Raw genomic sequence first — 23,983 nt, forward strand, 5'->3', positions numbered from 1 at the left:
CTATCGAGTATTAATCTTTCTTTCGAAAGGCTATCCCCGAGTTATCGGCAGGTTGGATACGTGTTACTCACCCGTGCGCCGGTCGCCATCTTTAGTTTGCAAGCAAACTAAAATGCTGCCCCTCGACTTGCATGTGTTAAGCCTGTAGCTAGCGTTCATCCTGAGCCAGGATCAAACTCTTCATTGTAAAAGTTATTTTAATCATCCATTAAGGATGGTTTTTGCTCTGCTCAGGATGCCGTACAAAATTTATTGACTCTTTTCTAATACCTAAGTTTCATTTGTATTGCTACGCTTGAAACAAGTATTGACGGTTCTATTTTTTAACTTGTACTACTTGTATTGTTTATCAATATTTCAAAGAACTTGTTGCTTTCGTTTCAAAAGCGGGTGCAAAGGTAAGAGGTTTAATTTTAACTACCAAACTTTTTCGGAAGTTTTTTTATTTTCTTTTTCAACTCGTTTCTCAGGCTCTCTTTGCGAAAGGGAAAGAATAATTAATTAAGAAAAGATAAACCGTTTTCTTTGCGAATCGGACTGCAAAGATAAGAACTTTAAGTTATATCTTCCAAACTTTATCGGAAGTTTTTTTGTTCTTATTATTAAGCCGTCCTACGCTTTATCACTAAGTCATTTTGTCAAGGCTTCCTTCTCTTGGAAAGCGGGTGCAAAAGTAGTCCCTTTTGGGATACACTCCAAATATATTCAACTCTTTTTTCTAATTATTTTTGAATGCTTATGCTAACTCGTTGAACGATAAGGGTGTTGTAGAACATATTTTTTAATATTAGGTGAAGTGTGTGCGGGAACGGGTAAGGGAGTACACATTATTATATTCACGTGTGCGCGTAATGCGCGCGCGAGGAAATAAATAGCTGGAAGAAAAAAACATCTTTTTTCTAAAGAATGAAAGGGAAAAAGGAGAAAGAGAGGTAAAAAAAGACTGAAGGGAGAAAGGAATAGTAGAAATAGAGGTAAGAAAACAGCGATAAGGATAAAAAAAAGCAAGAGGATACTGTATCAAGCTCAACTAAAAAAGGAGTTCCATAAATGTCGATAAAAAAAGCAAGAGGATGCCGTATCAAGTTCAACTAAAAAAGGAGTTTTATAAATGTCGATAAAAAAGCAAGAAGATGCTGTATCAAGCTCAACTAAAAAAGGAGTTTTATAAATGCCGATAAAAAAGTAAGAGAATGCTGTATCAAGCTCAACTAGAAAAGAAGTTTCATTAATGACGATAAAAAAAGCAAGAGGATGCTCGTATCAAGCTCAACTAGAAAAGAAGTTTTATAAATGTCGATAAAAAAGCAAGAGGATGCTCGTATGGGGAAATGAGCATCCTCTCTAGGAGACAATTCTAAAAACCACTTTCACAAGCAATTAGTAGAGTTGAGAACTCTCCATGCAGAAAAGCTGGTAGGATCATGAGAACTATTTCATTACCCGGTCATACGACAATACGACAAGATAATCAATCCGGCGTACACAGATGATTTTATCCGATTAACGCAGTTCTACTCAGATTTAATTCAAACTATTGGATTTATTGAATTCATTCAGTGCTATCTCAAATCGGTTCAATTTTTCATCTTTCCGCAGATTGACGTAAATTAACCAGTTCAGTCCATTTATTTAGACTCAAGTCAATGCCACCTTTGGAAAGACAGTCCAAAGAATCACGAAAATGATGGATTATGCGTTCAGGATTACTGCACATTACATAGGATAACTCGGCAAGAGCGTAACAAAGACGGGACATTTGAATGTAGTCTATTTGGGTGTAGGATGCATTCATTGAAGATTCAACCAGGTTGTCCAGTATTTCATAAAGCTGGCTTTGCTCGCAACTAGTCAGTTCACTTATTGGCTTATGCATGACAGGATGCTGCATCAAGCGGATGATGTTTTCTTTAAAATCAATATCCATCGCTTTTAGTTTTGTTTGACGCATCAGTTCCCGATGGTGCGAGGGTTATATATAAAAAGAGAGCGCAGGAACTATCTACTCATGCCTATATAAGGTATCGGCTAAGACCCTTCACGAACACAAGTGATAGTCCCACGCTCAATTGGGTATATAACAAGGTTATATATACAAAAGATGCGCGAGACCCGTCACTTATTGCTTTTCGTGAAAAAATTAGCCGATTTTTTATATAGAATGCAATAAATAACCGTTCTCAATAAAATTATTAAAAACCTACTTTCTTCGCTAGAAAGTAAACTACGACAAAAGTAGCAATAAATATTTATCAGGCAAACAATATTGACAAAGAAATGAATCGCCGAGTTTAATTCGTTCTATTTAGTAAAATCGGCTTAGCTGTACTAAAACGTATTTTTCATTTTCATCTCTCATGCTCTCATTAATTTTAGCTAATTAGATGATAATCAACAAATAACAAAATGAGAGATAAAATAAAAAACGGCATCTCTCATCATTTTCGACTCATTTTGATTGAAAACAATGTGCTTCTCATCGCTTTTTACCCGATTATTATGTATCTCTCATTCTATTTCAAGCTATTTCTCATAGAGAAAACTATATTTTGAAGATTTTAGAAGAGGCCAAGATAGAATTTGCTATCATTGGATGCTTTCATTCAGCCCCAAAGACGAGAATGAAAATTCTACTACTTATCATTATCCGATTGATATGCGTTGATAGAATAATGCAGGTTTCATATGGCGAAATGATGAAATCCGCTGAAATTAGTCTACGGTTCATGGCAAATAGAGGCTCATTTACCGTATCACAATAGAATAAAGAGCAGGTATCCACACCTCATAGAGCAGGTATCCTTGTGTTTTTGTACCGATATTCAAACCGTTCCACTCTAGTGCACAATTCTGTGTACTAGAGTGGATAGAACTATGCACTGGAGTGCACAGAACCGTTCACTCGAGTGGAACGATATAGATATCGCCTTAAAAATACGACAATGATTAGGAGAAAACATAGAATCTAAAGGTATATTACATACGAGCAAGCGGTTAAGTACAGATGATTAAGCAATAAACTGAAAAAGAAAGAAATATAATCCGAAATAGCATGAAAGATGAAAAAGAATTTGATGAGGAATGAAGAGGTATTTGACGAAAGGTATTTGATGAGAAGTTTTTGATGAGAGATACATAATAATAGAACAAAAAACGATGAGAGACACACATTTTTCCGTCAAAATGAGTAGAAAATAATGAGAGATACCATTTATAATTTTATCTCTCATTTCATTATTAGCTGATTACCATTTAGTTATCTATAATCAATGAGAGTATGAGAGATGAAAATGACAAATCCACTCTAGTGGATTAGTAGAATAACAACAAGACACAAGGTGAACGCTCAATAACCATTACACCTTATCATTTTCTATATTTTTTCAATACCAATGACTTTATCTCTTATATTCTCATTCCATCCATAGGTTTTCTTCTATCAAACTTTAAATACTTGGCATTTTATAAGGATATAAGTTATAATCGACAAAAATCGCCCATTTACCCTGTTATAATAGAAAATTTTACCTACTTTTGCAGAAATAGTGATTTATAATGGAAAAAAATCGCCGAATACAGTTACAGGAACTTTTGTTTTCATCTTCCGATAAAGCGGAATCAAAACGTATAGCCAAACTTGTCAAAGAAGGTGTCATAAGAAAAATAGCACCTAAGATTTACACATCAAACTTGACTGACCAGCCTGAGAATATTATCAGGAGAAACATTTTCATCCTATTAGGGAAACTATATCCTCAAGCTGTCATCAGCCACAGGTCGGCTTTTGAATTTAAACCCACCCCCAGCGGACATATTTTTTTGACTTATTCTTATACGAAAAACATTTCTTTGCCGGGTATCACCATTCATTTGATGGAAGGAAAAGGTGGGATGCCGGAAGACACTCCGTTTATTGAAGGATTGTATCTGTCCCGACCGGAAAGAGCTTTTTTGGAAAACATGCAAGTATCCAGAAAGCAAGGAGATGAGTCTAAAACATTGACGCAACAGACCATAGAAGAAAAATTAGAGATCATCATTCGTACAAATGGAGAAACTGCTATCAATAAATTGCGGGATAAATCACGGGAAGTAGCCTCCGTTTTGAATATGGAACCTGAATTTGAAAAATTGAATACAATTATCAGTGCATTACTTGCGACCCACCCTGCCCAAATTTTAAAATCCCCTTTGGCGGCAGCCCGTGCTTTTGGGGAACCTTATGACCCAGAACGCTATGAGTTATTTGGGAGTTTGTTCGCTGCTCTTCAGCAAATGGAATTCAAATCTTATCCGGATAAAAATACAACAGAACGTGCCTATCGGAATTTTGCGTTTTTCGAGAGCTATTTTTCCAATTATATAGAAGGGACAGAGTTCGAAGTGGAAGACGCACAACGAATCATAGAAACCAATCAGCCGATGGAAGCCCGTAATGAAGATTCACACGATGTTTTAGGTACGTTCTATATCGTATCAAACAAGCGGGAAATGGCAATAGTACCAAGATCGGCAGAGGAATTGATTCAGATTCTGCAATCCAGGCACCGGATTATGTTGTCCGCACGACAAAGTAAAATGCCCGGCATGTTCAAAATGCAAAATAACCGGGCAGGAAATACCAATTTTGTTGATTTTACTCTTGCCAGAGGTACTTTACTGAAAGGATTTGAGTATTATCAGGCTCTGCAAACGCCTTTTGCGAAGGCATTATTCATTATGTTTATGATTAGCGAAGTACATCCTTTCAACGATGGAAATGGGCGTATTGCCCGCGTAATGATGAATGCGGAACTATCGGTTGCAAACGAATCCAAAATCATTATACCTACCGTTTTTCGTAATGACTATTTGTTGTCTCTTCGCAAACTTACCCGACAAAATGATCCGAACGTGTACATCAACGCCATGTTGAAAGTTCAAAGATTCAGTTCTGCGCTATATGGAGAAGATTTGAATGCAATGAAAACGTTTCTATACGAAATGAATGCTTTTGCAGACCCGGAAGAAAATATTCTCAATCTAAACAAATTACCCGATAGCCTATAATTGTCTTTCGCTAATACCGGTTGGCTGTTTCAGTCCAGAGCAGACGCTCAATAATTAATACATGCCTCCTGTAGAAGGCGTAGAGTGTGTTCCTATATTACCACTTATATCACATAAAAAGTACATACTAAGATTCCGGTTCGAAACGAGGTTTCCACTTTTCGTAATAAAACAAAACAAGTTGTTGCAGAAGTCGAAACTAATCATCGTAAAAAATGACACAAATGACCCTTCACAGCTTCCAAAAGCAAGTATATGTCGGGAAACAAAAAGTCTAAAAATCAGAATGATACATATAGAAATACAAAAATCCAAATTGAAAACTCCCATATTTCAATTCGGGCTTATCTTTGAGGAATGGAAGGAAAAAGGGCGTAAGACTAAAAAACAAACAAAAATATCGGTTTTGCATACAAGGGCATCGGTATATATACAAGAATATCGGTTGACATGCTAAAATATCGGCATATATACAAGAATGCCGATTTTACGTACAAGAAACAAAAATAACGGTTAAAACAAGACCGTGAAATGCAAAGATTACACAAACAAGCAAACAAGTAGCCTATGCCAATTATTTCTTCCTTCAGTTTTTAATAGATAAAAAACAAAGGAATTATGAATGATTTAAAAAGTTTTATGGAGACAGTCATACTAAGACTGGAAAGCGAGGGGCGGTATGGGACAGCCCACGTTTATCAAAGTACTCTGAATGCTATTTCACAATATTGGCATAGCAAACAAAAGGGTGCGATGAAATTGGATAAAGTTTTCGCTCCGGCACCTTTGCAGGGTTTCGAGCGATACTTATTGGAGAATATGCTTAGCATGAATACCGTATCTACTTATATGCGTATGCTACGGGCTATTTATCACAGGGCTACCAAAGAAAGACGAATTAAATGGAAACAAGGTTTGTTCGACACCGTATATACAGGAGTGCGGGCAGACACAAAACGCGCGCTGACAGCAGGACATATGGGAAACATCCTTGTTGCCAGACAAACACTCCCCTCTTTGCGGGAAGCACAATCATGGTTCGTACTCCTTTTCTTGTTAAGGGGAATGCCGTTCATCGACCTTGCCCGGTTGAGGAAATGCGACCTGCATGGGAATATCCTTATTTATAAGAGACAAAAAACCGGGCGGGTAATCACCGTCAACGTGACTCCTGAAGCAATGCGGCTTATCAACCAGTTGGCCAACCGCAATCCCAGGTCACCTTATTTATTGTCTATCTTGCCGGATGCTCCGGGAATGCAGAACGCGAACGGTTTCGGCAGCAAAGAGGAATACAGATTGTATCAAGCCATATTGAGAGGGTTCAACAGAAGACTAAACGAACTTTCAAGAAGGATGAATCTCGGAGAAAAACTATCCTCATATACTGCCCGCCACACATGGGCGACAACAGCCTATCAAAAGAAATGTGCAACAGGAATCATCTGCAACGCTTTGGGACACTCTTCCGTGAAAGTGACCGAAACATACTTAAAAGCCTTTGAACAAAAGGAAATAGATAAGACAAATAGTATGATTATCTCTTACATAAAAAAAGAAGCGGAGAAGGGATGCAAAAATCAATATTTAGCAACTACATTGCTGTAATTCAATTATTTAGCTAATCCGTTACTTTGTAGGTAACGGTACACAAAAGATTCGACAAATATAAAGATTGATTTTGAAATAAGAAAACAAAACTAACATTTTTTTTGCAGGTTTTTATAAAAAAGCAAAGTATTTGCTAAAATGAAAACTCTTCCAAAGTAAACCAAGCAACTTTATCGCATAAATATTCCAGTCGTATCCAGCGTTCGGATACGAAAACTCAACGTTCGCAACTGTGCTCACAGTGGCGCGATTCTCCTTTTGTATTTTTATTCATGCCAACCGCGTTCAGGGGACGCTTCCGCCTGCCTGGGACGGCACGTGCCGTTACCTACAAAGTAACGGCGCACACTACGGAGAAACAAAAATTTAAAACCAGTATGGAATATTTAAGACGAAAGCTATGCCTATTAGCCGGAAGTATTCTTCTGACGTGTGCCGCATGGGGGCAAATACTCCCGACGGACTCACTGACAAAGGATCCGGAAGCCTGGTACATCCATTTCAAAACAGGAAAGAGCAATCTTGACTTGGAGTACAACGGCAACAGAGGTACTCTACAACGATGTATCGACAGAGTACAAGAGATTATAGACAAAAATGAGTACGTCATCGACCACATCCGCATCATCGGATATGCATCTCCCGAAGGTCCGTTAGCACTGAACATGAAGCTAAGTGAGGCCAGAGCAGATGTGCTGAAGGACTATCTGGTAGCTAAAACGGGACTCGCCCCCAGCTTGTTTGAAGTTGTGGCAGGCGGCGAGAACTGGAACGAGCTGCGTGTCATGGTCGAAAAGAGTGATATGAAGGAAAAAGCCCGCATACTGGATATTCTCAACAACACGCCCGAAGGAGTAGACCCGGAAATCGCCCTCAAGAAGCTGCCCGGCGGTGCTTACCGTTATATGCTGAATACTTTCTATCCTAAACTGAGAAGCGCAAGCAGTGTGCAGTTACTAAGAATAGTGCCTGTGGTCGCTTCGCCCGTAGTGAAGGAAGAGATAAAAGTGGTAGAAGTGGACACGGTGAAGAGGACTCCGCAGAAACCGGTAGTACAGGAGCCGGAGCCTTGCCGGTGCGAACCGCCATTTATGGCTATCAAAACCAACCTCGCTTCGTGGGCCGCGCTTATCACTCCGAACATCGAGCTGGAAGCGTATCTCGGCAACCGCTATTCTATTGCCGTAGAAGGCGCATACCGCTGGCTGAAGGACAGCAAAGCAAAAGGGAACAGCTACAACGTAGCGTCCGTATCGCCGGAAGTGCGCATGTACATACGTGACGACCGTTCTTTCCAGGGTTCTTACTGGGGACTATACGGGCTATATGGCGAATATGACGTGAAATTCGGAAGTACGGGACGTCAGGGTAATATCCGCGGACTGGGTGTTTCTTACGGATATATCTTCAAGTTCAACCGTTTCGACTGCCTTTATTTCGACCTCGGAATTTCTGCCGGATACAACCGTCTCAAATATGACAAGTATTTCTGGTATGACCCGTGCAACGCATTCAAGCAACATAAGGGTAAGAACTATTGGGGACCAAGCAAAATCAAGGCTTCACTCGTCTGGAGATTTTAAATCATAGGAGGACCTGATTATGAGAACAGAAAAAGATACTGAAACTATGGATTTATATAACAAATATAACGTGTCTGAATGGGGAAACCGGAAGGAGACGATGCGACATAAAAGGTTGGTGACGATGATTTCCGCATCTGCGGCGGCACTGTTCATACTTTCCCTGCTACTGCTGAGTTCGTGTGAGAAGAAAGACCTTTGTTACCTGGATGCGCATCCGCACATCTGCCACACCCAACTGACGCTCAAGTTCAACACGGCGTGGGACAATGAACCGATTTATTCGAATTACACACGTACCGTAAGCACTGTATCAGTGAGGTATGTGCTGGAATTCTGGACAATGGATGATGACGGTAGATTGAAAACGCAGTTGGAACGCAAGATTGTGAACGGCGGCACACTGAACCAAGGCAGCAACAGCCATAAAGTCAGTGTAGACCTTCCGGCCGAAAAGATAGCCGTACTGGCATGGGCAGAGCCGCTGGCAAGCGGACAAACTACGAATCCTTACTTTGACGTGACTTCACTAAGCAGCGTGAAGATGCTGGAACCGTTTGGCGCGGGATCTACCAAAGACGCTTTCAGCGGAAGTACTACCTGGGATTACAGCGGATACGGAGTGCCCCACTCCCACTCGAACGCCCTTGACTTCACGGAAGAACTGGAACTATTGCGCCCCTTCGGCACATATACGGTGATTTCCAACGATATGGAAGAGTATTTTGAGAAAATGGGAGCCGATGCACCGGAACCGCATACTGCCAAAGTGAATTATCAGATGTGGATACCGCCGATGTTCGACACTTTCCGCCAGGTGGCAAACGGTTCACAATCAGGTGCGACATTCGAGCATCCTGTAAGTGTGCATACGGAAGGGAAAGAATACAAATTGGCGGAAGACCTCATCTTTATAGGTCCGGGCGACGGAACAGACAACTATTATAACATTATAGTAGAAACTCACGCAGCAGACGGAAGCAGCATACACAAAAGCGGAAACGCGGAGATACGTATGCAACGCAACAAACATACATTGGTATATGGCGCATTCCTGACCGTTCGCAAGCCCAGTTCACCGGGTATCGACGATGATTTCGAAGAAATAATAGAAATAGTGATACCTGATTAATGAATAATTTTTAAGGATAGAATAAGATGAAAAAATATAGGCTTATGAATCACCAGAAGTATTTCCGGATAGTATGTTTCGGTCTGTCGTTTCTCACTGCGGCATGCACCAACGAGTCGCCCTTGAATATAGGGCCGGCTGAATCTCCGGAAACCAGCGTTTCCATACTGGCAACAGTTGATACTAAGGCTGCGAACGAACCGGAAGCGGCAACGGACTACGGCGTAATCACCCGTGCCGGCGGCGACAAGCAAGTACCTGCGGGGTATCGCCTGCGCTGCAAAATCGAAGTGTATTCGACGACAACGAACCTGCGCGTAGCACAGTCCCAGCAATTTATCGACGATAACAGCGGACTGACCGGGGCTATCACTTTCCCGGACATACGATTGGCGCCCAATGATACGTACAAGGCTATCTGCTGGGCTGATTATATCGCGGCAGGAACGGTAACTGACTTGATATACAATACTTCGAAGGGGTTGAGCGACATACGCCTCATCGAGACAATCGGAACAGTTCATGCAGAAGCGGCTGCCAACGACATGAATATAGAGGATGCTTATGCCGGACAATCCGAATCTTTCACCATCGAAGTGAATGGAGATATAAAGGAAGGCGACGAGGAGAAGCTGACTTCTATCAAGTTGAGACGTCCGTTCGTGAAAGTATCTCTCCCGTGGGTGAAGTTGACTGACGAGAGTGGCGCTGCATGGACAGAAGGTCTGAAGAATGTCCGAATCGTATATGAAACGGGAAGCGCATTATATACTCAATTTAATGTATGGACGGGAGAGGCTTCAGGAGGAAGGACAAATCTCGAATCGCTTTATCCCAAAGAGGTTTCTTCCTTTGACAGGACATTTGCGTTGCATGATTATCTGATAGTACCTGTACCGATGGCGGATGTCATTCCTTTATCTTTCTACATTTCGGCAGAAACAGCATCAGGCAGTACTCCGGTGACATTCAAACGGTATGGAAGCGGCGCGCCGGATTATTCTTCTATCTCGATCAATCTGCCCAATCCGAATTATATGCTGTTAATCAAAGGAGCGACAGAGGAACAGGAAGGAAGCGAAAGTGTATATCCATTGACATTCAAAGAATATCGTCCGTAAAATTTCTTTCTATTATAACAAAACAGTGACACATTTTTATTATTAACCAATTTTTTAAAGCATGAAAAAAAGTTTATTCTGGTCGTTAATAGCTGCAACAGCTATGATGACGGCGTGCGGTGATGATGCATTTGTTGACAACCAACAGGTTGTGACAGGTGAGGAGACGCCTGTAGCGTTCAAAATTAACATGGGGAATGCGATCAGTACTTATGCGGGTACGGATTTCTCAAAAGGTGGATGGTCTAACTGGAAAGATTCCGACACAGAAATGATTGATGCAGTGAATGTACGTGCAACTTTGCAGATATTCGCTAATGGAGGGACATCTCCATACACGCAGGTAAGAACTGTATTGACAGAAGCTCCCAGCGGCAACGATATTGATCTTCCTGAATTCCGCCTGGCAGCAGGTAACAGCTACACGGCTGTGGTATGGGTTGACTTCGTTCCGAAATCGGTGACTTCTTCAAGCACTGAAAACCGCAACGACTATTACTGGAAGACTGAAAACCTGGCTAATGTTTCCGAACTGGAATTCACAGAGGGTATGATGCCTATCATCGAAACTCCTGAAGCCCGCGACGCTTACACCGGACTTATCAAGTTCACCGTGAACGCAGACGGTACTTATAATATTGCAGAGGGATCAGAAAATAACAGTATCACAACTGCAATTCCTATCACAGCTACCCGTAAGTTCGCCAAGATCAGCTTGATTTTGACTGACTATGACAACAAGACTGAATGGGCTGACGCTTTGAACAACATTGGTGAAGAGAATATTCTTGAGCACTTGGGAATGGAAGTTACTAACTTGTCAACTGGTTACAATGCTTTGACGCAGACTCCGGTTTCGGCAACTCCGACTACTAAGAATTACTTCCACCGTCCGTTTGACGTGGCTTCTGCTACCAGCACTTCTGATGATGTCAATGGTGTGAAATGGCACAAAGATGGTGATAAATACTATCCTATCTTCGACCTGAACTACGTTATCCCTGAAAAAGCAGGCAAAGATGCTACTTACTCTTTGAGCTTCAAAGGTTACAATGTAGACCAACTGGTGGCGACTGAGTTTACTAAGGCTGCTGCTGAACTGACTACTATCAATGAAGTAGCTGACGGACTCAAATTGGTAGCTGTTCGTAACGCAAGCAATGTTCCTGTAAGAACAAATGCTCACACCATCATCAAGATGAATCTGTATAAGGCATATAGCTGTACAGTTACTATCGTTGATGAGTTCACAGGCGGTACTGAAACAGTAGAAATTACTGACGATGACAAAAAGCAAAGTACGGACGACCACTTCATTCCTGAAGGTGACGTAAACGGCGCGCATGTTGTAGTGGTACGCGGTGATGACGGTAAGGCTATCTCTATCGATATCACAGGTATCAACAAAGATAACTTCGACCAGGTTATTGATGACCTCGTGGCTATGAAAAACTTGTCTTCTGCTGCTGATGAGACTAAACCGGTTATCAACATGAGCGGTACGGATATTCCTAACCCGGCCGATTTCTCTGACCTGACCGGCAATGTTACTAACGACATTAAGTTGACATTGACCAAAGACGGACAGGACATTATCCTGGAAGGTTTGAGCAATAACATTACTTTAGATTTGCCTAGCATCCAAAAATTTGAAGTGACTAGCACTGCTGACGTTACTATCGAAAAAGTTGTATCAAACGGTTGGCCGACAACTATCAAAGCGAAAAATGTTACTTTCGCAGGAACTACATACAACTCAGTAGCCATCACTGTTGAAGAAACTGCTACATTCAATGGCGGAGAATACAACAGCACGGTTACAGTTATTGGTTCTGAAGATACTGCAAAAGCTGTTATCAGCGGCGGTACATTCAAAGACTTTAACTCTAGCGTAAACACTACAGTTAACGGTGGTTCATTGCCTTACGTAGATAATGATGGTAACGGCGTTGCAGACTACAAGTTGACAATGAAGAACGGTAAAACTTTGACTATTAAGAAAGCTGGCACTGTATTCGGTCCTTTATTTGCTGATTCAGGAGCTGATTGCAAGTTAGTATATGACAGCCAAAACATCAAAGATATGTACTCAGGATACGAAGGTAGCAACTGGAGTAATATTTCAGTAGCTGTATATTAATCATTCCCACTTTTTTATCTCAACAATCATAGCCGGGTATTGTCTCCTCGTATAGCCTTACCCGGCTATATTTTCCTATCTCTGATTCAAGCTACAAACAAACTCGTTATTGGTGAAATATCTTCTTCACATAGTATTATTTATCCGTTACCGGTTATTTTTCTTTTGTTGTTGCTGCCTGTTATTCAGTTCATGCAGCAATGAGGGGTATTTCTATCCCATCACCCCTCAACCGGAAAAAGAAACGCAACGTATTATCATAGCCTATCTTGCCGGAGACAACAGTCTGTCGTCAGAGATTGAGCAAAAGATAGCAGCGCTTACTGTCGGATTTCTTTCAGCGGATTATTCGCAAAACCGATTATTTATCTATTATGACCGCAAACATGTATCACCCCAACTGATGGAAATCAGTGCCGACACTGAAAACCCTCGGCAGATATTGAAAACTTATACGACACAAAACTCCGCTTCGGCAGAGGTCATGGAGCAAGTGTTGAACGACATTTTGAAAAACTATTCCGCCTCAAGCTACGGATTAATTCTGTTTTCACATGGATCTGCATGGTTGCCGGCAGGCGGTTTGGAAGAACCTTACAAAGGAGAGAATTTAGAAAAAGAAGACATCGAATCTTCCCGTCGCAGTACGCGCAGTGTTTGTACCGACGGGGAGAGTGAGATGGAACTGACGGATTTTGCCGCTACCCTTCCCCTGCCCGGTAATAAGAAATGGGATTTTATTCTTTTTGAAGGTTGCTATATGGGCAGCGTTGAGGTGGCTTATGAACTGAAAGACAAGACGGAAGCTATCATTGCTTCTCCTACGGAAATCGTAAGTCCGGGAATGACGGAAGTGTATCCGTCCGCCCTGTCCTATCTCTTTCAGCCAACGCCCGGACTGGAGAAGTTTGCCCAAGCCTACTTCAATACATGGGATAGCAAAACGGGCGATTATCGCTCGGCTACTATCAGCGTTGTGCGAACCGGGCATTTGGAAGAACTGGCACAGCTTGCCCGTGCCGCTTTCCTGCGTTGGGAGCCGGATGCCGAAACAATTTCTGCCTTACAGTGTTTTAACCGCAACAAATGGCATCTGTTTTTCGACCTTAAAGAAGCATTGCTGACGGCCAATCCTGCGCTAAGCACGTATGTGGATGGCTTATGGAAGAGCATTGTTACCTATTCAGCCGCTACGCCAAGCTTCCTTCCGGGACTGGCATATGGCTTCACGATACATGCACATAGCGGATTGAGCTGTTATGTGCCACAAAGAGATTTCTTGTATGCAAATCAAGGATACACACAAACTACATGGTGTGGGACGGTATACCAATAGCTAATTCCCAGGAAAGCGTTCAGGGATTCCCACTTTAGCTATCAGGGACTGTCACCCCTAATGCCACACCGTGTTTTATTTTTGTTTGTTTGTATGCTAATGCTCTGCGCTGTGAAGCGCGGGGCATTCATTTTTTAATGAATGTCCCGTTCTTTGTATGATAGATATTCAAATTTTGTATTCCTCTATCTTCCGATATAGTGTAGTAAGCCCGATTTTCAACAAGCGGGCAGTTTCCGTTTTATTCCCTTTGGTGTATTCTAATACGCGGGCGATATGCCTGCGTTCCATCGCTGCCAGTTCAAACCCGCCTGCCGTATCGTCCGAACATTCATAATGAGTATTCTGAATCTCCAAAGGCAGGTCACAGACATCCAGTCGTCCACCCTCGCAAACAATCAAGCTGCGTTCGATGACATTTCTTAGTTCGCGGATATTTCCTTTCCAGGGTTGTTGTTCCAGGGCTTCCAGGAAAGCGGGAGTCATTTCACTGACTGTATATGAGAGTTTTTCAGAGAAACTTTTGGCGAAAGCGTTAGCCAGAATCCGGATATCTCCTGCACGTTCACGAAGCGATGGCAGATGTACCTGAAATACCGAAAGGCGGTAGAACAAGTCTTCGCGGAAGCGTCCGGCTTTGATTTCTTCCTGCAAGTTGCGGTTGGTAGCGGCTATGATGCGCACATTTACCCGTGTCGGTTTGGTATCGCCTATCTTTATATATTCGCCTGTTTCAAGGATACGCAGTAATTTGGCTTGCAGTTCAAAAGCCATTTCGCCGATTTCGTCCAAAAAGATGGTGCCGTTGTTGGCTTCTTCAAAAAGCCCTTTCTTATCTTTCAATGCACCGGTGAATGAACCCGCCTTATGCCCGAACATCTCGCTTTCCAGCAGTTCCTTGCTGAAAGAGGAACAATTGACGGCTACAAAATTCTGTTTGCTCCGTTTACTGTTATAATGTATGGCCTGTGCAAAGACTTCTTTTCCCGTTCCGGTTTCGCCGGTCAGCAATACGGGAACATCTGTCACAGATACCTTTTGTGCCAGCAGGACTGCTTCTTTCAGGACTTTCGATTCACCCAGGATAGAATCAAACGAATACATCTGACCGACTTTCTTCTCCAGCTTTTCCAGGCGGACATTCATTTTCGCCTTTTCTACGGCACGGCTTATCAAGGGGATAATCTTATTGTTATCATCTCCTTTCGTTATATAATCAAATGCGCCGTTCTTGATTGCCTGCACGCCGTCGGGAATATTGCCGTGGGCGGTAAGCAGAATCACTTCAACGTTGGGAGCTGTTTTTTTGATAGTCAATACCAGGTCAACACCGTTTCCGTCGGGAAGAAAAACATCGCATAAAGCCACGTCGGGCAACTGGACTTCCAGTTGTTTCAGAGCAGCTTTACAATCACCTGCCTGACATACTTCATAACCTTCGAGCCCTAACATACGAGCCAAAAGGCTGCGAATCTGAACTTCATCGTCAATAATAAGAACTTTACTCATATAATTTACCTAAAATAAAATAGAAGAATGAAAAACAGGGTGTGCAAATATAAGTTTTTTCAACGAATCCATGAACATTTTACTTATACACTTTGTTATTTCCTTAGGAAACTATTTACACTAATAAATATATGAAAGTTATCATTATCGGAGGCGTTGCAGGCGGGGCTACCACTGCTGCCCGAATCAGACGAGTAGACGAGTCAGCAGAAATCATCCTTTTGGAAAAAGGAAAGTATATATCGTATGCCAATTGCGGCTTACCTTATTATATAGGTGGAGTCATCGAAGAGCGTGAAAAACTGTTCGTTCAGACTCCCGAAGCATTTTCGACACGTTTTCGCGTTGATGTCCGGACGGAGAATGAAGTGATTTTTATCGACCGGAAAAGAAAGACGGTCACTGTGAGACAAAGTAGTGAGGATACATATGAAGAAAGTTATGATAAGCTCCTAATATCGACCGGGGCTTCCCCTGTACGTCCGCCCCTGCCGGGAATAGACCTGAGCGGAATCTTCACTTTGAGAAATGTGGCGGATACGGACAGAATCAAAGAATATATAAACAGCCATGCGCCACGGAGAGCGGTGGTGGTAGGAGCCGGATTTATCGGGCTGGAGATGGCGGAGAATTTACACGCACAGGGGGCGAAGGTATCGATTGTGGAAATGGGTAATCAGGTGATGGCTCCCATCGACTTTTCAATGGCTTCACTGGTGCATCAGCATTTGATGGACAAGGGAGTCAATCTGTATTTGGAGCAGGCAGTGGCTTCTTTCGAGCGGGATGGAAAAGGGTTGAAGGTTACTTTTAAGAACGGTCAGTCCATTGCTGCCGATATTGTTATTTTATCTATCGGTGTACGGCCTGAAACAAACCTGGCACGGGCTGCCGAACTGACTATCGGCCCAGCCGGCGGTATTGCCGTAAACGATTATTTGCAGACGTCCGATGAATCTATTTATGCTATCGGTGACGCGATTGAATATCGCCATCCGATTACCGGAAAGCCCTGGCTTAACTATCTTGCCGGACCTGCCAACCGTCAGGGACGTATTGCCGCTGATAATATACTGGGAGCGAAGATTTCTTATGAAGGTTCTATCGGTACTTCCATCGCAAAGGTTTTCGATATGACGGTGGCTTCTACCGGATTACCCGGAAAGCGGTTGCGGGTGGAAGGGATTGATTATATGTCGTCTACCATTCATCCGTCTTCCCACGCCGGATATTACCCGGATGCCATGCCGATGAGTATTAAAATTACTTTCGACAAACAGACGGGACGATTGTATGGCGGACAAATAGTCGGTTATGACGGGGTTGACAAACGGATTGACGAACTGGCGCTTGTCATCAAGCACGAGGGAACGATTTACGACCTGATGAAAGTGGAGCAGGCTTACGCGCCGCCGTTCTCATCTGCCAAAGACCCGGTAGCTATTGCGGGATATGTGGCCGAGGATATTATCACCGGTAAAACGAATCCGGTCTATTGGAGAGAGTTGCGGGATATTGAGATGGAAAACAAATTCCTGCTGGATGTCCGCACTTCGGATGAATTTGCTTTAGGTACTTTGCCGGGTGCGGTGAATATTCCGCTGGATGAGCTGCGAGACCGGCTGACGGAACTGCCGAAAGACCGGATGATTTATACTTTCTGCGCGGTCGGAGTACGGGGATATCTTGCTTACCGCATCTTGACACAACACGGATTCGAGAAGGTACGTAATCTTTCGGGCGGGCTCAAGACGTATCGTGCTGCCACTGCTCCTATTATTATACACGAAGATAATGGTAGCGAAATGGAAGAAGCCGCCGCTTCTACCGCTCCCATCGCAGCCGCCAAAACAATTCGGGTGGATGCCTGCGGATTGCAATGTCCCGGCCCGATTCTGAAAATGAAGAAAACAATGGACGGACTGGCTTCGGGCGAACGGGTGGAAATTACGGCAACCGACCCGGGATTCCCGCGCGACGCCGCCGCATGGTGCAGTTCGACTGGTAATCAACTGATTTCAAAAGAGGCATCCGGAGGAAAATCTGTCGTTATTATAGAAAAAGGAGAACCAAAATCATGTAATATTGTTACTTCTTGTGAGGGCAAAGGAAAAACTTTTATCATGTTCAGTGATGATTTGGATAAAGCTTTAGCTACCTTTGTACTCGCTAACGGCGCAGCAGCCACGGGACAGAAAGTTACAATCTTCTTTACCTTTTGGGGATTGAACGTTATCAAGAAGTTGCAAAAGCCGAAAGTGGAAAAAGATATTTTTGGAAAAATGTTTGGTATGATGCTGCCGTCAAGCTCTAAGAAGCTAAAACTTTCGAAAATGAGCATGGGCGGAATAGGTGGAAAAATGATGCGGTATATCATGCAGGAGAAGGGAATCGACTCACTTGAATCACTGCGTCAGCAAGCCTTGGAAAACGGAGTCGAGTTTATTGCTTGCCAAATGTCAATGGACGTGATGGGAGTAAAACAAGAAGAACTCCTGGACGAGGTGACCATCGGCGGTGTTGCAACGTATATGGAACGAGCGGATAATGCCAACGTTAATCTGTTTATTTAACGGAAGTAACTAATAAAATATATTCAAATAAGATATGAAAACAATATGTGCAATGCGTGATGTGTTCAGAGCCATGACAAGCTTTGAATCTGCATTTGAAAAAGTCTATCAGATAACGTTGAATGAGGCTATGATATTGTGTACTCTCAAGTGCTCTTCGGAGAGAATGACGGCTACCAACCTGTCAAAACAAACGGACTTGAGCCCATCGCATACATCGAAAATGCTCCGGATACTGGAAGAAAAAGGGTTAATCATCAGAACCCTCGGAAATGAAGACCGCCGTCAAATGTATTTTCATCTGTCCCCGACAGGGAAACAACGGGTGAATGAACTGGAACTTGACAAAGTGGAGATACCGGAATTATTAAAACCTCTGTTTTAAAAAACGGATTTTCAACTTATTTTCTGTAAAACAATAAACGGTGAGCAATCGGCCTGATGATGGGGAGATTGCTCACCTTTTTTGATGGAAGCCGCGAAAAGAAAGATGTTAATTTTCCGGCAAAATAATTTTTCAGGCGAACCTTTTTATTTTTTTCTTGTTGTTTGTAGCAAAAGCCCCAAGGTACCAGGGCATGATTTTTATATAACCTAAACATTATAAAGATATGAAGAAATTAATTCCTATTTTATTGGCGGTCTTTGCACTCGCTTCTTGCGAAAAAGACCCGGACATGGGTAAGCTGGATGACAATTATCTGGTATACACTAACTACGACAAGAAAGCTGACTTCAAAGTTCCTACATTCTATCTGGCTCCACAGATTCTGGTTATCAACGATACCAAGGAACTGGAGTATCTCGAAGGAGAAGGCGCTGAACAAATTTTGGCTGCTTACACAGAAAACATGGAAGCCAGAGGTTATACAGCTGCTGCTGACAAAGAAAGTGCAGACCTTGGTATTCAAGTGAGCTACATTGCAAGTACTTATTATTTCACCAGTTATGCTCAACCTGAATGGTGGTGGGGTTATCCCGGTTACTGGGGTCCTGGCTATTGGGGCGGAAACTGGGGTGGCGGATGGTACTACCCGTATGCTGTGACTTACAGTTATAGTACCAACTCATTCCTGACAGAAATGATAGACCTGAAAGCAGAACAAGGTGCAAGTGCCAAACTGCCTGTTGTATGGACAAGCTATCTGACCGGATTCGAAACTGGCTCCAAAGCTATCAACCGCACACTCGCAGTGGAAGCTGTCAACCAGTCATTCGTTCAGTCACCTTATCTTACTAACAAATAAACAACTACAACTGTTATGAAAACAAGAAAAAATATATACTTCAAGGTAGTAGCCTTGGCGGCTATTGCCATCGCCTTCGCCATGCCGGCTAAGGCACAGTTATCCGACAATGGTTATGCCAATATTGACTGGCAATTCAATGCCCCGCTAGGCAATCACTTCGCTGACAAAGCCAGCGGTTGGGGTATGAACTTCGAAGGTGGTTATTTTGTGACTCCTAACCTGGGTTTGGGACTCTTCCTAAACTATCACTCTAACCACGAATATGTAGGTCGCGAAACATTCAACCTGGGTGCCGGCGAGGTGACTACCGACCAGCAACACACTATGTTCCAGTTGCCTTTCGGTGCTGCTGCACGTTACCAATGGAACCGTGGCGGTTCTGTACAGCCTTACGTCAGTGCAAAGTTGGGTGCTGAATATGCTAAAATCCGTTCTAACTTCAATATGCTTGAAGCAAGAGATAACAGCTGGGGCTTCTATGCTTCTCCTGAAATAGGTGTCAATGTATTCCCTTGGGTATACGGACCGGGCTTACACTTTGCTTTGTACTACAGCTATGGTACCAACAAGGCTGATGTACTGCATTACAGTGTAGATGGTTTGAGCAACTTCGGCTTCCGCCTGGGTGTATCCTTCTAAAAAAGAATTGCAACTATCAGAATATTACGTTAATAATAAAAAAAGTAAAAGGTGTCTTTTTAATATAGCCACCTTTTACTTTCTTTTTTTAGGCACGGATTACACGGATAACACGGTTTTTAATTAATTGAAACCGTGAAATCCGTGTAATCCGTGCCTATTTTTCCTTGCTTATTTCTTCTTTGCCTATTTCTTCCTCATCGCACCGTAGATTGCTTCCTGTATCCGTTCACGAATATGCAGTTGGTTCAGCTTGCGGTTGGTGACATTGGGATAAATACGGTTACTCAAAAAGACATAGACTAAGTCGTTCACCGGGTCTACCCAGGCACATGTACCAGTGAATCCGGTATGTCCGTACACCTCGGCAGGTACGCCGGAAGCGCAGTTTCCCTTCTTCGAATCTTCCATGTCCGGTTTATCAAAGCCCAGTCCCCGCCGGCTTATCTTGGAAACTTCCGTTGTGAATAGATTACAGGTTTCTTTGCTCAAATAGCGTTGACCGTCTATCTCTCCGCCATTCAACAACATCTGATAGACACGTGCCACTTCACGAGCGGTTGAGAAAAGTCCGGCATTTCCGGCAAGTCCGCCGAAGAAAGCGGAAGCCTCATCATGTACATATCCTTGCAAAGTCTCTTTCCGCAAGAAGCGGTCTTTGTTGGATGGCACGATTTCTGATTTGGCAAAACGGCGCAAAGGCAGGTAACCTGTACGTTCCAAGCCCATCGGTTCATAAAACTCACGTTGCAAATAGGCTTCCATTGGCATTCCCGCCAGCTGTTCCACCAACATTCCCAACAGGATAAAGCCTATATCACTATATACGTAGCGTTTCTGCTTCAACGGAGCTTCCACTATTTTCTCTTCTATCACTTTCCGGAAAGAGCGGTTCAGCCACAGGCTGTCGCAAATCTGAATGGTATAATCTCCGGTCTTGACAGGGGATATATATTCGCTTTTAAACTTGAATTTCGGATTAGCCCAGGTAGTCGTTCCAATCTGTACCGGATGGTGCGCGTCTTTGCGGGCACTGAAAAGTCTTCCGTCATAACTATCTTTATCAATAGTCTCTTGATAGAAAGGAAGCCAGGACGGCAAGCCGGACTGGTGGTACAGTATCTCCTGAATCGTTATATCTTTCTTATCCGTGCGTTGCAGGAACGGCAGATAATCGGAAATCTTATCAGTCAGATTGAAACGTCCCTTATCGTAGAGTTTCATGACGGCAAGCAAAGTACCCGTTGTCTTGGAAAGGGAAGCCAAGTCATAGATATTCGTGGATTCGACACGGGGACTTCCTTTTCCTGTATAAGTACCAAAGGATTTATCAAACATGATATGTCCGTTTTTCAGCACGACCACCTGGCAACCGGGATAGGCTCCTTGCTGAATGCCGTCTAACGCAATGGTATCAATCTTTTTAAGAAGAGCGGATGAAAGTCCGTATTCTTCCGGGATAAAGTGCAAAGGAGTTTTCGGCGTGATGGTCACTCCGGCGCCTGTCGGGAATAATCCGCCCACGCTTGCTGATAATCGTCCGTCCGCGGTGGCTTTGGCAAATAAAATATCTGCCACTTGACGTTGCACATCGCTAGTATGGCTATGTCCCAGCACTACGGCAGAAGCATGAGACACCGCACGGTGAATCTGCAACATCATTTTGCCGGGAGTGAAGAACAGGTAGATAGCCGGACTTTCAGGAGCAAACTTAGTAAAGAACGAATGATAAGGAGCCAACCGTTGTTCGCTGACGGCTACAACAATTCGTTTATAGGTAGCCAATGAATCACGCAATCGCTGATTTTCTTCTTCGGTCTGATTGGGACGAAGACGGAAACGTGTCAGAGAGGTATAGCGGGACATTTGCTTGGTTAATATCTCCGTTTCTCCGGGTTTTCCAACTTCGAGCAAAGCAATCGTTTGCTCTTTATCCGCATGCAGGGGAAGGATGTGATTTTTATTATTCAGGACAGTGATGGCGGCGAGATTCAGCCGGCGAATTAAATCGCGTGTCTGCGGGCTGTTGATTCGCTGTTCCAAACCGGATAATTGTATGTGCGGCTTTTTCTTGAGTCCTAATACATATTTATAGGTCAAGACTTTGCGGCATTTGTTTTCAATATCTTCTTTGGTCAGTTCTCCTTTTTCAACCGCTTCCAGCACAGCCGGGATTTCTTCTTTCAGATTGCGGGGAGCGAGTACCATGTCATTACCGGCTTTCAGTGCTTGCAGGCTGACATAACCATTGCCCGATACGCCTTTCATCGCAAGTGCATCGGTGAATATCAGTCCTTTGAAAGCTAACTCGTCTGTCAGCAAATCGTAGACGACATTGCGGGATAAAGAAGAAGGAAGTCCGCCTATCGGTTCTATCACCGGAACTTGCAGATGTCCTACCATCATGCCGCCCAATCCGGCACGAATTGCTTTTTTAAAGGGATAAAGTTCCACGCTGTCCAGGCGTTCGCGAGTGAAAGGAAGCACCGGAAGCGCTTTATGCGAGTCGACATCAGTGTCGCCATGACCGGGAAAATGTTTGCATACGGATAATACTCCCCCACCTTCCAGGCCGGAAGCGTAAGCGATTACTTTGTCTGCTACCTGTATCGGGTCTTCTCCGAAAGAACGGGTGTTGATAACCGGATTCTTGGGATTGATGTTCACATCCGCCACCGGAGCAAAATTGACCTGTACGCCAATCTGCCGGCATTGACGGGCTACTTCGCTCCCGTATTCATAAATCAGTTGATTGTCACGGATGCATCCCAGCACCATATTTCGCGGGAAAACAGGTGTGCCGCGCAAACGCATCGCCAGTCCCCATTCTCCGTCGAAGGTTATCATAACAGGTACTTTCGCCTGTTTCTGTGCCCGGTTTGTCAAGTCGACCTGGGTTTGCATTTTCCCACCGGAGAAGAGAAGTCCGCCTACTTTGTAGGTATCGACGGCTTCGCGCAGCAGTTCCAGGTTTCGCTTGGTATCTACGGGAGCAATGGTGTAGATAAATAACTGACCTACCTTTTCTTTAAAGGAGAGTTTATCCAATATCGAATCCACCCAGTGCCGGCAATCCTTATCCTGGAGAGCTTTGTACACTAACAGTGGTTCGACAGTAGCAGTATTCTGCGCCGAACTTGTGACCTGTCCGGCAGAGAAAAGAAATAAAATCGCTAAAATTGAGGGAATTATCTTCATTTACGTTTCAAAGTCAAGTTGAGACGGCCTACACGCACACCGCTTTTTCCAGTATGCATGACGGGTACTTCCTTGCCGTCCATATTCAAATAAGTTTTCGGTCCTTTCATAAAGGTATGTGAGTGTCCGCCCAGAATCACGTCGATATTGCGTGTTTTCGCAACCAGGCGCTCGTCCATCTGAATACCCAAATGGGACAGGCATACTATCAGGTCGCATCCTTTCTTCTTCAGCAGGGCGGCTATTTCATTCGATACTTCGATTGGGTTTTCATAAACGACGCCTTCGCATTTATTTGCCTGAATCAGACCTTCCGGTTTGGCTCCCAGTCCGAATACGCCAATCTTCAAGCCGTATCTTTCAAGGATTACGTAAGGCTTTACAATGTCTTTCAAGGGAGTGGCGTCCAGGTTGTAGTTGGCACAAACGACCGGAAACTTCGCCATTTTGAAAAGGCGTGCCATATTATCCATGCCGAAATCAAATTCATGGTTGCCGATGGTCATGGCTTCGTAGCCCATTTCATTCATTAATTTCACTTCTACTTCTCCCTGGAACATATTATAATAAGGTGTACCTTGGGAAATATCTCCGCAATCGAACAACAAGACATTCTTATGCTCTTTGCGGAACTGGTCGAGGAAAGTAGCCCGGCGGACAAAACCGCCTTCATCGTAGTTGCGGTCACCTTTTTGGTTGATAGGTTCGATGCGGCTATGTACGTCGCTGGTCTGTAAAAGTATAAGTTCTTTGGTATCCTGCGCAAATAGAGAAAAAGCGAAGCTCAATGCAAGGCATAGCAGGAATGATATTTGAATTCTTTTCATATTCAATGTTTTTAG

General features: G+C 43.4%; 15 protein-coding genes and 1 rRNA gene. 11 read left to right on the top strand and 5 right to left on the bottom strand.

What is annotated here, in order from left to right; genetic code table 11:
* Together HC965_RS22135 and HC965_RS22140 are read right to left on the bottom strand one after the other, a co-directional pair.
* A 16S ribosomal RNA gene (locus tag HC965_RS22135) occupies nucleotides 1-187 on the bottom strand; the annotation flags it as partial.
* 1,398 nt (nucleotides 188-1,585) lie between these two features.
* Nucleotides 1,586-1,927, bottom strand: a complete 342-nt coding sequence (locus HC965_RS22140) for a hypothetical protein (RefSeq protein WP_191033511.1) — start codon at nucleotides 1,925-1,927, stop codon at nucleotides 1,586-1,588.
* A 1,628-nt stretch (nucleotides 1,928-3,555) separates the two neighbouring features.
* On the opposite strand from HC965_RS22140, the gene HC965_RS22145 reads away from it, so the two are divergent.
* From HC965_RS22145 to HC965_RS22175, 7 genes are all read left to right on the top strand, one after another.
* Entirely contained in the window at nucleotides 3,556-5,049 is a 1,494-nt protein-coding gene (locus HC965_RS22145) for a Fic family protein (RefSeq protein ID WP_191033512.1), read from the top strand.
* 618 nt (nucleotides 5,050-5,667) lie between these two features.
* Nucleotides 5,668-6,657 carry a site-specific integrase gene (locus HC965_RS22150; protein ID WP_223854982.1) on the top strand — a complete coding sequence of 330 codons (990 nt, stop codon included), beginning with the start codon at nucleotides 5,668-5,670 and terminating at the stop codon, nucleotides 6,655-6,657.
* Nucleotides 6,658-6,932: 275 nt separating this feature from the next.
* Nucleotides 6,933-8,243, top strand: coding sequence for a DUF3575 domain-containing protein (locus tag HC965_RS22155; protein ID WP_223854983.1), 1,311 nt, complete (start codon nucleotides 6,933-6,935; stop codon nucleotides 8,241-8,243).
* Nucleotides 8,244-8,262: 19 nt separating this feature from the next.
* Nucleotides 8,263-9,375, top strand: a complete 1,113-nt coding sequence (locus HC965_RS22160) for a DUF6562 domain-containing protein (RefSeq protein WP_223854984.1) — start codon at nucleotides 8,263-8,265, stop codon at nucleotides 9,373-9,375.
* A 44-nt stretch (nucleotides 9,376-9,419) separates the two neighbouring features.
* The gene (locus HC965_RS22165; protein ID WP_223854985.1) at nucleotides 9,420-10,496 is read left to right on the top strand and encodes a DUF6562 domain-containing protein; all 1,077 of its coding nucleotides are present in this window, start codon (nucleotides 9,420-9,422) and stop codon (nucleotides 10,494-10,496) included.
* Nucleotides 10,497-10,557: 61 nt separating this feature from the next.
* Entirely contained in the window at nucleotides 10,558-12,636 is a 2,079-nt protein-coding gene (locus tag HC965_RS22170) for a hypothetical protein (RefSeq protein ID WP_191033515.1), read from the top strand.
* Nucleotides 12,637-12,748: 112 nt separating this feature from the next.
* Entirely contained in the window at nucleotides 12,749-13,972 is a 1,224-nt protein-coding gene (locus HC965_RS22175) for a clostripain-related cysteine peptidase (RefSeq protein ID WP_191033516.1), read from the top strand.
* Between the two features lie 168 nt (nucleotides 13,973-14,140).
* Here HC965_RS22175 and HC965_RS22180 read toward each other — a convergent pair whose 3' ends face one another.
* The gene (locus HC965_RS22180) at nucleotides 14,141-15,481 is read right to left on the bottom strand and encodes a sigma-54 dependent transcriptional regulator (RefSeq protein WP_191033517.1); all 1,341 of its coding nucleotides are present in this window, start codon (nucleotides 15,479-15,481) and stop codon (nucleotides 14,141-14,143) included.
* 131 nt (nucleotides 15,482-15,612) lie between these two features.
* Between HC965_RS22180 and HC965_RS22185 the strand changes: the two genes are divergently transcribed.
* From HC965_RS22185 to HC965_RS22200, 4 genes are all read left to right on the top strand, one after another.
* Nucleotides 15,613-18,054, top strand: a complete 2,442-nt coding sequence (locus HC965_RS22185; protein ID WP_191033518.1) for an FAD-dependent oxidoreductase — start codon at nucleotides 15,613-15,615, stop codon at nucleotides 18,052-18,054.
* A gap of 34 nt (nucleotides 18,055-18,088) precedes the next feature.
* Entirely contained in the window at nucleotides 18,089-18,439 is a 351-nt protein-coding gene (locus HC965_RS22190; protein WP_191033519.1) for a winged helix DNA-binding protein, read from the top strand.
* Between the two features lie 226 nt (nucleotides 18,440-18,665).
* Nucleotides 18,666-19,301, top strand: a complete 636-nt coding sequence (locus HC965_RS22195; RefSeq protein ID WP_191033520.1) for a DUF4136 domain-containing protein — start codon at nucleotides 18,666-18,668, stop codon at nucleotides 19,299-19,301.
* 15 nt (nucleotides 19,302-19,316) lie between these two features.
* Entirely contained in the window at nucleotides 19,317-19,943 is a 627-nt protein-coding gene (locus HC965_RS22200; RefSeq protein WP_191033521.1) for an outer membrane beta-barrel protein, read from the top strand.
* Between the two features lie 186 nt (nucleotides 19,944-20,129).
* On the opposite strand, the gene HC965_RS22205 is transcribed toward HC965_RS22200, so the two are convergent.
* Complete coding sequence (locus tag HC965_RS22205; protein ID WP_191033522.1) at nucleotides 20,130-23,141, bottom strand: glycoside hydrolase family 3 N-terminal domain-containing protein; 3,012 nt, start codon at nucleotides 23,139-23,141, stop codon at nucleotides 20,130-20,132.
* Nucleotides 23,138-23,968 carry a metallophosphatase gene (locus HC965_RS22210; protein ID WP_191033523.1) on the bottom strand — a complete coding sequence of 277 codons (831 nt, stop codon included), beginning with the start codon at nucleotides 23,966-23,968 and terminating at the stop codon, nucleotides 23,138-23,140. Before HC965_RS22210 ends, HC965_RS22205 begins: the two co-directional genes overlap by 4 nt.
* Nucleotides 23,969-23,983 lie beyond the last annotated feature (15 nt).

The organism is Bacteroides sp. GM023, assembly GCF_014750685.1.
Classification (GTDB): Bacteria; Bacteroidota; Bacteroidia; order Bacteroidales; family Bacteroidaceae; genus Bacteroides.